The organism is Hominimerdicola alba 8, from assembly GCF_000178155.2.
Classification (GTDB): domain Bacteria; phylum Bacillota; class Clostridia; order Oscillospirales; family Ruminococcaceae; genus Hominimerdicola; species Hominimerdicola alba_C.
This window is the reverse complement of the sequence record NZ_ADKM02000065.1, coordinates 1-7870: the sequence shown is the minus strand read 5'-3', so window position 1 is coordinate 7870 and position 7870 is coordinate 1. Positions and strand designations below refer to the sequence as shown.

At 47.3% G+C, this 7870-nt stretch carries 8 protein-coding genes; 2 read left to right on the top strand and 6 right to left on the bottom strand.

The window, feature by feature from the left end; all coding sequences use genetic code 11:
- Positions 1-29: 29 nt before the first annotated feature.
- From grcA3 to CUS_RS06625, 4 genes are all read right to left on the bottom strand, one after another.
- Positions 30-323 (bottom strand): autonomous glycyl radical cofactor GrcA3, encoded by a 294-nt coding sequence (grcA3, locus tag CUS_RS06640; protein ID WP_242831542.1) that lies wholly within the window; start codon positions 321-323, stop codon positions 30-32.
- On the bottom strand, positions 301-528 hold the full coding sequence (locus CUS_RS06635) for a hypothetical protein (protein ID WP_002848692.1): 228 nt from the start codon (positions 526-528) through the stop codon (positions 301-303). The genes grcA3 and CUS_RS06635 overlap by 23 nt, the downstream gene beginning before the upstream one ends.
- Positions 518-2638, bottom strand: a complete 2121-nt coding sequence (gene pflB / locus CUS_RS06630) for a formate C-acetyltransferase (protein ID WP_002848684.1) — start codon at positions 2636-2638, stop codon at positions 518-520. The genes CUS_RS06635 and pflB overlap by 11 nt, the downstream gene beginning before the upstream one ends.
- A gap of 651 nt (positions 2639-3289) precedes the next feature.
- Positions 3290-4126 carry a prephenate dehydrogenase gene (locus CUS_RS06625; RefSeq protein ID WP_002848702.1) on the bottom strand — a complete coding sequence of 279 codons (837 nt, stop codon included), beginning with the start codon at positions 4124-4126 and terminating at the stop codon, positions 3290-3292.
- A 342-nt stretch (positions 4127-4468) separates the two neighbouring features.
- On the opposite strand from CUS_RS06625, the gene CUS_RS06620 reads away from it, so the two are divergent.
- Positions 4469-4987: a YqiA/YcfP family alpha/beta fold hydrolase gene (locus CUS_RS06620; RefSeq protein ID WP_347494003.1), complete on the top strand. Its 519-nt coding sequence runs from the start codon at positions 4469-4471 to the stop codon at positions 4985-4987.
- Between the two features lie 3 nt (positions 4988-4990).
- Here the strand turns inward: CUS_RS06620 and CUS_RS06615 are convergent, their stop codons facing one another.
- Both CUS_RS06615 and CUS_RS06610 read right to left on the bottom strand, forming a co-directional pair.
- Positions 4991-5881, bottom strand: a complete 891-nt coding sequence (locus CUS_RS06615; RefSeq protein ID WP_002848700.1) for a restriction endonuclease — start codon at positions 5879-5881, stop codon at positions 4991-4993.
- 83 nt (positions 5882-5964) lie between these two features.
- Positions 5965-6459, bottom strand: coding sequence for a hypothetical protein (locus CUS_RS06610; RefSeq protein WP_002848703.1), 495 nt, complete (start codon positions 6457-6459; stop codon positions 5965-5967).
- A 260-nt stretch (positions 6460-6719) separates the two neighbouring features.
- Here CUS_RS06610 and CUS_RS06605 point away from each other — a divergent pair, with 260 nt between their 5' ends.
- The gene (locus CUS_RS06605; protein ID WP_002848688.1) at positions 6720-7748 is read left to right on the top strand and encodes a DMT family transporter; all 1029 of its coding nucleotides are present in this window, start codon (positions 6720-6722) and stop codon (positions 7746-7748) included.
- Positions 7749-7870: the final 122 nt, after the last annotated feature.

Here is a 7870-nt window from a genome sequence, read left to right as displayed (position 1 = left end):
ATTGCTGCCGATCGGTCTTTGTCGATTGATTACAGACTCTCGTGGAATGTTCTGGAGATAACATCGTCCTGCTGTTCTTTTGTCAGCTTAACGAAGTTTACTGCATAGCCCGAAACTCTGATAGTCAGCTGTGGGTACTTCTCAGGGTGTGCCTGAGCGTCCAGCAGAGTTTCACGGTTGAGCACGTTTACATTCAGATGATGTCCGCCTTTTTCAGCATAGCCGTCAAGCAGACCGATCAGGTTATCGACCTGTGTATCAGTAGGTTCAAAATTTGCCATATTTATCCTTCTTTCAATATTACAACTCGTCATCGTCCTCATCGGGCGCTTTTTCATTTGGCTGACAGCATGCACCTGTTCCGCAGTCATTGCTGCGGAAAGTCTGAACGTTCAGCGTGGCGCCCTCTTCTGAGGTCACCTCGCCTGCTTTTACGTTCACATGACCGTCGCCTTTTTCAATGAGTTTGTCGATCATAGCGACCAACTCATCGACCTTCTCTTCTTCGGTCTTGTTATCAGTTGCCATTGTTGAGTTCCTCTGTGATGCTTGCGATGTCTATGTCGCCCATGAACATCTCATCGTCCTTGCCCAGTGCGCCGGGTATGATGGAGAATGTGTTGGAGATACCGTCCTGAGCATGTCTGAAAGGCAGCTTAGCAACGGAAGACAGCGAAGATGCTGCACCGTGAGTATCTCTGCCGTGCATCGGGTTAGCGCCGGGAGCCAGAGGCACACCGATTTTTCTGCCGTCAGGAGTAGAACCTGTCTTCTTACCATAAACAACGTTGGAAGTAATGGTCAGTATAGACATGGTAGGTACACCGTCACGATAAGTGTGATGCTTTCTTATCTTGTTCATGAAGCGCTTAACGATATCAACAGCCAGCTTGTCAACTCTGTCATCATTATTACCATACTTGGGGAAATCACCCTCAACGATATAATCAACAACGACATTTCTTGCAACATCTATAACGTTGCCTGCCTTATCCTTTATCTCGATATCCTTGCGTACAGGCTTTACCTTAGCGTACTTGATAGCAGACAGCGAGTCAGCAACAACAGACAGACCTGCGATACCTGTAGCGAAGTATCTCTTGACATCTCTGTCGTGGAGAGCCATCTGGAGTCTTTCATAGCTGTACTTGTCGTGCATATAGTGGATAACGTTCAGGGTGTTGACATACAGACCGGCCAGCCACTCCATCATGTCATCGTATTTGTCCATAACATCATCAAAGTCGAGGTACTCACCGTCAACAGGTCTGTACTTAGGACCTACCTGAACGCCAAGACGCTCATCAACGCCGCCGTTTATAGCGTACAGCAGGCACTTAGCGAGGTTAGCTCTTGCGCCGAAGAACTGCATCTCCTTGCCGACTACCATCGAAGATACGCAGCAAGCGATGGCATAGTCATCACCGTGAGTAGCTCTCATCAGGTCATCGTTCTCGTACTGAATAGCCGAAGTTCTTATGGACATTCTGGCACAGAACTTCTTGAAGTTCAGAGGCAGCTTTGTGCTCCACAGAACAGTCATGTTAGGCTCAGGTGCAGGACCCAGATTGTTGAGAGTGTTCAGATATCTGAACGAAGTCTTAGTTACCATTGGAACGCCGTCGATGGAAACACCGCCGATGGACTCGGTCACCCATGTGGGGTCGCCTGAGAACAGTGAATTATACTCAGGTGTTCTTGCGAACTTGACCAGTCTGAGCTTCATGATGAAGTGGTCTACCAGTTCCTGAGCCTCTTCTTCGGTCAGCACGCCGTTCTGAATATCTCTCTGAATATAGATATCGATGAAAGTCGAAGTTCTGCCCAGCGACATTGCTGCGCCGTTCTGCTCCTTAACAGCTGCCAGATAGCCGAAATACAGCCACTGGATAGCTTCCTGAGCGTTCTTTGCAGGCTTTGATATATCGCAGCCGTAGATCTCACCCAGCTTTTTCAGTTCGCCAAGAGCCCTGATCTGCTCAGCCAGTTCTTCACGAAGTCTGATATTCTTTGAAGTCATTCTTACCAGCGAATTAGCCAGCTGATCCTTCTTGTCTTCAATAAGGTAGTCAATACCGTACAGTGCAACTCTTCTGTAGTCGCCAATGATTCTGCCTCTGCCGTAAGCATCGGGCAGACCTGTCAGTATAGCGGCATGTCTTGCCAGCTTCATCTCAGGGGTGTAAGCATCGAAAACGCCCTGATTGTGGGTCTTTCTGTACTCAGTGAAGATCTTTACGATCTCAGGATCAACTTCATAGCCGTACTGCTTACATGCCTGCTGAGCCATTCTCAGACCGCCGAAAGGCTGGAGCGAACGCTTGAAAGGCTTATCTGTCTGGAAGCCTACGATCTTCTCCAGATCTTTATTAAGGTAGCCTGCAGCGTGGCTTGTTATGGTGGAAACTATCTTAGTATCCATATCCAGAACGCCGCCTGCTTCTCTTTCCTGCTTTGACAGTTCCAGTACCTGCTCCCACAGCTTTGTTGTAGCCTCAGTAGGACCTGCGAGGAAACTCTCATCGCCATCATACGGGGTGAAATTCTTCTGGATAAAATCCCTCAGATTTATAGATGTGCTTGACCATCTGCCGGGTTTAAAACCCTTCCACTCCTCATCGAACCAATTTCTTTCCATTTTTACATCTCTCCCTGACTATACAGACATATGCAAAATAACGAAGTCATGCTGCGAAAATCCACACCGTCTGCTGATTGATCGGACGATCTGCCCCGCCCCTGCGGGACACACAATATATAGATCATCTTCTTGTAAAAGAATATCACATTTAGTACACCATGTCAAGGACAAAACAGAAATATTACTTCGGTTTAACATTTATTTCACATGTTAGCAAAGGCGGCAAAACCCCCGATTTTTCGCGGTAATTTTACATGGGGCATGCCATCGGATACATGGCTCTGATTTTACGCGAGTACATTATTTTGTACCGTTCACATCTGAGTGTTAATTTTTTAACGACCTAAATGTGCCATTTCACGGACTAAAGTGTACTTTTTTAGTACATGATTTTTAACGACTTTTTCCACTACAAAACCGACCACTCAGCCCATGAAAGCTATGTTTTGAGGACTTATTCCATATAACTGACGGTGTCATAAGCAATTGTAAAGTCACAAAACATGATGTAAAAATTTTAACAATATTTTCACACTCTTAGAAGATAGCAGTATCAATGGACAATTCGGATATGTGAATTTTTTGTAAAAGTTATTGCACTCAAAAAAACGGCAGACAGTATCAAAGACTGTCTGCCGTTGATGGCACTTATGAATTGTTGGAAAGTTCCTTAAGTTCGCGACCGGTTTTGAGCAGTTCACGAAGTCCGTCAGCATCTTCAGCCGATATCGCATCGCGGTACTCGGTAAGGTGGGCAATGATGCAGTCGATCTCATCAATAAGCGGCTGCCTGTTCATCATAAAAAGTTCAGTCCACATATTCTCGTTCAGCTTGGCAACGCGGGTCATGTCCTTAAAAGACCCCGCCGAGAAGCCTGACTGTTTCAGCAGGCTGGGACTCTTCACATAAGCACTGGACACCACATGCGCCAGCTGTGAGGTGAAAGCGATGATCCTGTCATGCTCTTCTACCGTTGATGTGACTACGCGGGCAAAGCCTATCTCGTAAGCAAGCTGTGAAACTTCGCGAACTATCCTTACAGGCAGTTCGTCAGACGGTGTCATTATAAAGCTGGCTTTCTCGAAGAGGTTATCTACCGAGTATGCAAAGCCTGAAAATTCACGCCCCGCCATCGGGTGACAGCCGAGAAAATGCACACCCTCATCAGCCAGCGGTTTCTCCACCGCGTTGACTATAGCCGCCTTGACACCGCAGCTGTCAATAACAATGCTGCCCTTTTTGAACTTTGATTTATTCTCTATTATAAAGTTAATAGTCTGGGCGGGGTGAAGGCAGACCATCACCACATCACAGCTGTGGAGTTCATCGACAGTTATCTCACCGTCTATAGCTTCCTGCGCGACTGCGCCCGCAATGGCAGCGCGGTCGATATCCAGTGCAAAGCAGCTGTGCTCGGTATTCTTCTTTATCGCCTTAGCCAGTGAACCGCCGATAAGTCCCAGACCAACTATCGCAATCTTCATTATATGCTCCCTTCCCGCAGCAAGATTAATTTGTTTAATATTTTTACTTTGCCGCGACAAACAATTTCGTACTTTTACTTATTAAAGTATAGCACCATAGCTTCTTTTTGTCAAGGGCAAGACATTTTTAAGCTAATTAATATTAAATTTTCGTGTTTTTGAACAAAAAAGATATTTTGACCAAAAAAGTTAAAAATTATTATATTTTACTATTGACAAATTAAGCAACATGCTGTATAATATGTCTTGTGAGAAATAATTAATTTTCTTACGAATTATGAAGGTTTAGGTGATTTGGCGAAGAAGCAGCTTTAGGGCTGCTTTTTTCGTTTATAGGGGGGGATTTTTATAAAGATATTAAATCTTCACGGTTACGGCGGAAGTGCTGAGAACGCTGCATTTGCGGCTCTGAAAGCAAACGGTCATGATGTGGTATCGCCGCAGAATGACTATGACGCAGTCAGTCCGCGCGAGATGGTCATTAAACTGAATAAACTCGCCGCTGACGAAAGCATCGGGCTTATCGTCGGGACGAGTCTTGGTGGATTTTATGCTGCTGTGCTGTCAGCGGAAACGGGGCTGCCTGCTGTGCTGGTGAACCCCTGCCTTATGGCGTTCTACCATCTGCCGCTGTTGGGCTACACAGGTGATATCTCTGAGTTTATAGGACTGTTCGGTGAACTTGAAGACCTCGACAAAAGCCGCATCTGTGCCATTATAGGCGGCAGCGATGAAGTTGTTACCACACACAGCTTTACTCGCGGATATCTGGGTGAGGAGCGAGTGACGGTCATACCCGCCGGCAAGCATTCGGGTGCAACTCTGCCTTTGGCAGAATATTTCGGCAAGGTGATAAAATAACGGTTATACATCCTCTTCATCGAGGGGAAGAGGTATCTCAAGACCAACTCTGCCTGCGGTCTTTGATGGGAAAACGCAGGTCACATACTCCCAGCCGCCGTATGCGGCAAGGTCATCGGTGACGGCGCGGATATCATCGATGCGCACGCCTTGCAGCAGCTTCAGTTCGACCAGCAGTTCACAGCTATCCTCCAATACCTCTATATTCTCGACCTCAGCGCCGATGCCGTATTCTGAAAGGTAATCATCTATCACGCAGCCGCAGACCGCTTCCGGGTCATCAAGCTGTTCGCTGTCTGCCAGACTTTGGCGGACAGCTTTTTTTGTGCCGCTGCGGTCAAGCATTTCGGCAAGCGCGTCCCTGTCCCAGAGAATAACACCGTTTGCTTCGGCAAGGCGCTTGGCAGGTTCGGTAAAATAGCTGTTTGTCATCACAGCGCCTACTTCACAGCCATATACTGCCAGACCGCCAATGACCTCCTGTATCGCCGAATTATTGACCTTTTTCTCGTAGCGCTTACACTGTACGGCATAGCTTATATGGTTCTTTTGTGCGGTGATATCCACCCCGAAATCGCCGCTTGCCTGCGTTACCCTGACATTCTTGAAGCCGTTCGCACGCAGTATGCCTGCGCAGGCGTACTCAAATTCATTTCCGAACATCACATCCAGCTTTTTAAGGTTCATGCGCCCCATTTTGTGAAGCAGCGCACTGCCTGCCGCAAGCACAAGCGCTGTCAGAACGGTGTATGGCAGCAGCCGCAGGAAAACTTCCTTTTTGCTGCCTGTCACAAGTTCAGCCGCTAAAGCAAAGCGTTCTGCCGCAGCAGTCACGGCGAAAGTCCCGCAAAGCCATAAAACTACGCGTATGATACGCTTTATGCCGCGCCACATACCGCCGCCCCCTTTCCTGATGATACTATAAATTATAGCATATCAGCGCAGGCAAGTCAAGCGAGCGGGTGATTTTTTGGACTTTATTTCTTTTTAGTAAGCAGATATGCCTGTGCCGCGCAGATAAACGGATAGCTAAGCAGATGGGTCAGTTGATCTTTGGTATTCCAGTTTCGGTCATGCCAGCCTTTGCATTCCTTAGTTTCGGGATAGAAACGCTGATACCAACCTGACGACATGCAGAGCAGCTGGTCAAGTATGACGATATCGTAGGCTTTCTCGACATACAGGAATGCCATAAGACGCTTGAACGCCTGCCAAAAACTGAGTTTCTCCCGCTTGATCCGGTCGGCGTTGTCTTTCATCGCCCACACGGTATACCCGCCGACTGCCGCTAGAAGAAAATGTGCGACAAGACGCTTTTTCAGCGGAGGTCCGGGGTGGTCTTTGGCGGCTTCAAGTATATCTTTCGGCAGAAAACGCAGGACGAGTTTCGGGTCTGAAAAGGCGGGTGCTGCCATCACTGTAACGGTCATTATCGCGCACAAGCCAAGAGAATTTCTTATCGTTCGTTTCATGGTGGTCACTCCTTCGCTTAGGTTAGATATAACTAATTATATCATCGCGCATATATATTTGTCAAGACGAGAAAATATTGACAACAGCGCAAAGTCGTGATATACTTTACTATAGCAATCCGCCTTAAAATTCAGACAAAATCCAGTCACAAAACCCATAAATCCCAGCTTTTGCGACCGGATTTTGTGAATTTAAAAAGTTGGATTGCTATAATAAGCGGTCGGCTGTTGCAGAACGACCATAGAAACGGAGTTTAAAAATGAAAAACAAAAGAATAACTGCTATTCTTTACGCTGTGGCGGCGGCACTGTTCTATGCGCTGAACGTGCCTTGCTCAAAATTGCTGCTGAGTAACGTTGCACCTACCTTTATGGCAGGATTCCTGTACATAGGTGCAGGGCTGGGTGTTGGAGCGATGTATCTTTTTCATTTTAAACACGAAGCATCAGAACAGCGGCTTTGCAGGTCTGACCTGCCATACACCACAGGCATGGTGGCACTGGATATATTAGCACCGATACTGCTTATGATAGGTATAAAGATAGGTTCATCAGCAAACGCTTCACTGCTGGGCAACTTTGAGATAGCTGCGACTTCGGTGATAGCTTTTGCCATTTTCAGGGAGAAGATAAGCAGGCGGCTCTGGATCGCACTGGGGTTGGTCACTTTATCGAGTATGATACTTTCGTTCGGCGGCAAGGGCAGCCTTGAATTTACAGCGGGTTCACTGTTTGTGCTGGGCGCAGCAGTCTGCTGGGGGTTTGAGAACAACTGCACACGCAGCATTTCCGAGAAAAGCACCTATCAGATAGTTACGATAAAGGGGCTGTGTTCAGGTGCGGGTTCGGTAATCATAGCACTGGTGACAGGTGAGAAGCTGCCTGATATGCGCTATATACTGCCTGCACTGCTGCTGGGCTATGTGGCTTACGGTCTGAGCATTTTCACCTATATCCGCGCACAGAAGGAACTTGGTGCTGCTAAGACCAGCGCTTACTATGCTATCGCGCCGTTCATCGGTGCATTTCTGTCTTTCGTTCTGCTGAGGGAAGCACTTTCGGCAAACTACCTCATTGCGCTGGTAATAATGGCAGCGGGTACTGCACTGGCGGCGGCAGACACTCTGGCGCACAGGCATACGCATGTACACTGCCACACGTTCACCCACACCCACGACGGTTCGACCCACACACATACAGTCACACACAGCCACGACCACTGCCATTATGTCAGTGACAGCAGACACGGTCACACACACAGTATAGCAGAATTACAGCGGCTTTTGTGACGATATGACCTATAGCAATCCGCCTTAAAATTCAGACAAAAACCAGTCACAAAACCCATAGATCCCAGCTTTTGCGACCGGATTTTGTGAATTAAAAAAGATGGATCGCTATAATATAAAGA

Coding starts and splice junctions, on each gene's coding strand:
- grcA3 (WP_242831542.1), bottom strand. CDS start 323: ATGAGGACGATGACGAGTTGTAATATTGAAAGAAGGATAAATATGGCA.
- pflB (WP_002848684.1), bottom strand. CDS start 2,638: ATGGAAAGAAATTGGTTCGATGAGGAGTGGAAGGGTTTTAAACCCGGC.
- CUS_RS06615 (WP_002848700.1), bottom strand. CDS start 5,881: ATGTGGCGCGGCATAAAGCGTATCATACGCGTAGTTTTATGGCTTTGC.
- CUS_RS06605 (WP_002848688.1), top strand. CDS start 6,720: ATGAAAAACAAAAGAATAACTGCTATTCTTTACGCTGTGGCGGCGGCA.
- CUS_RS06610 (WP_002848703.1), bottom strand. CDS start 6,459: ATGAAACGAACGATAAGAAATTCTCTTGGCTTGTGCGCGATAATGACC.
- CUS_RS06635 (WP_002848692.1), bottom strand. CDS start 528: ATGGCAACTGATAACAAGACCGAAGAAGAGAAGGTCGATGAGTTGGTC.
- CUS_RS06625 (WP_002848702.1), bottom strand. CDS start 4,126: ATGAAGATTGCGATAGTTGGTCTGGGACTTATCGGCGGTTCACTGGCT.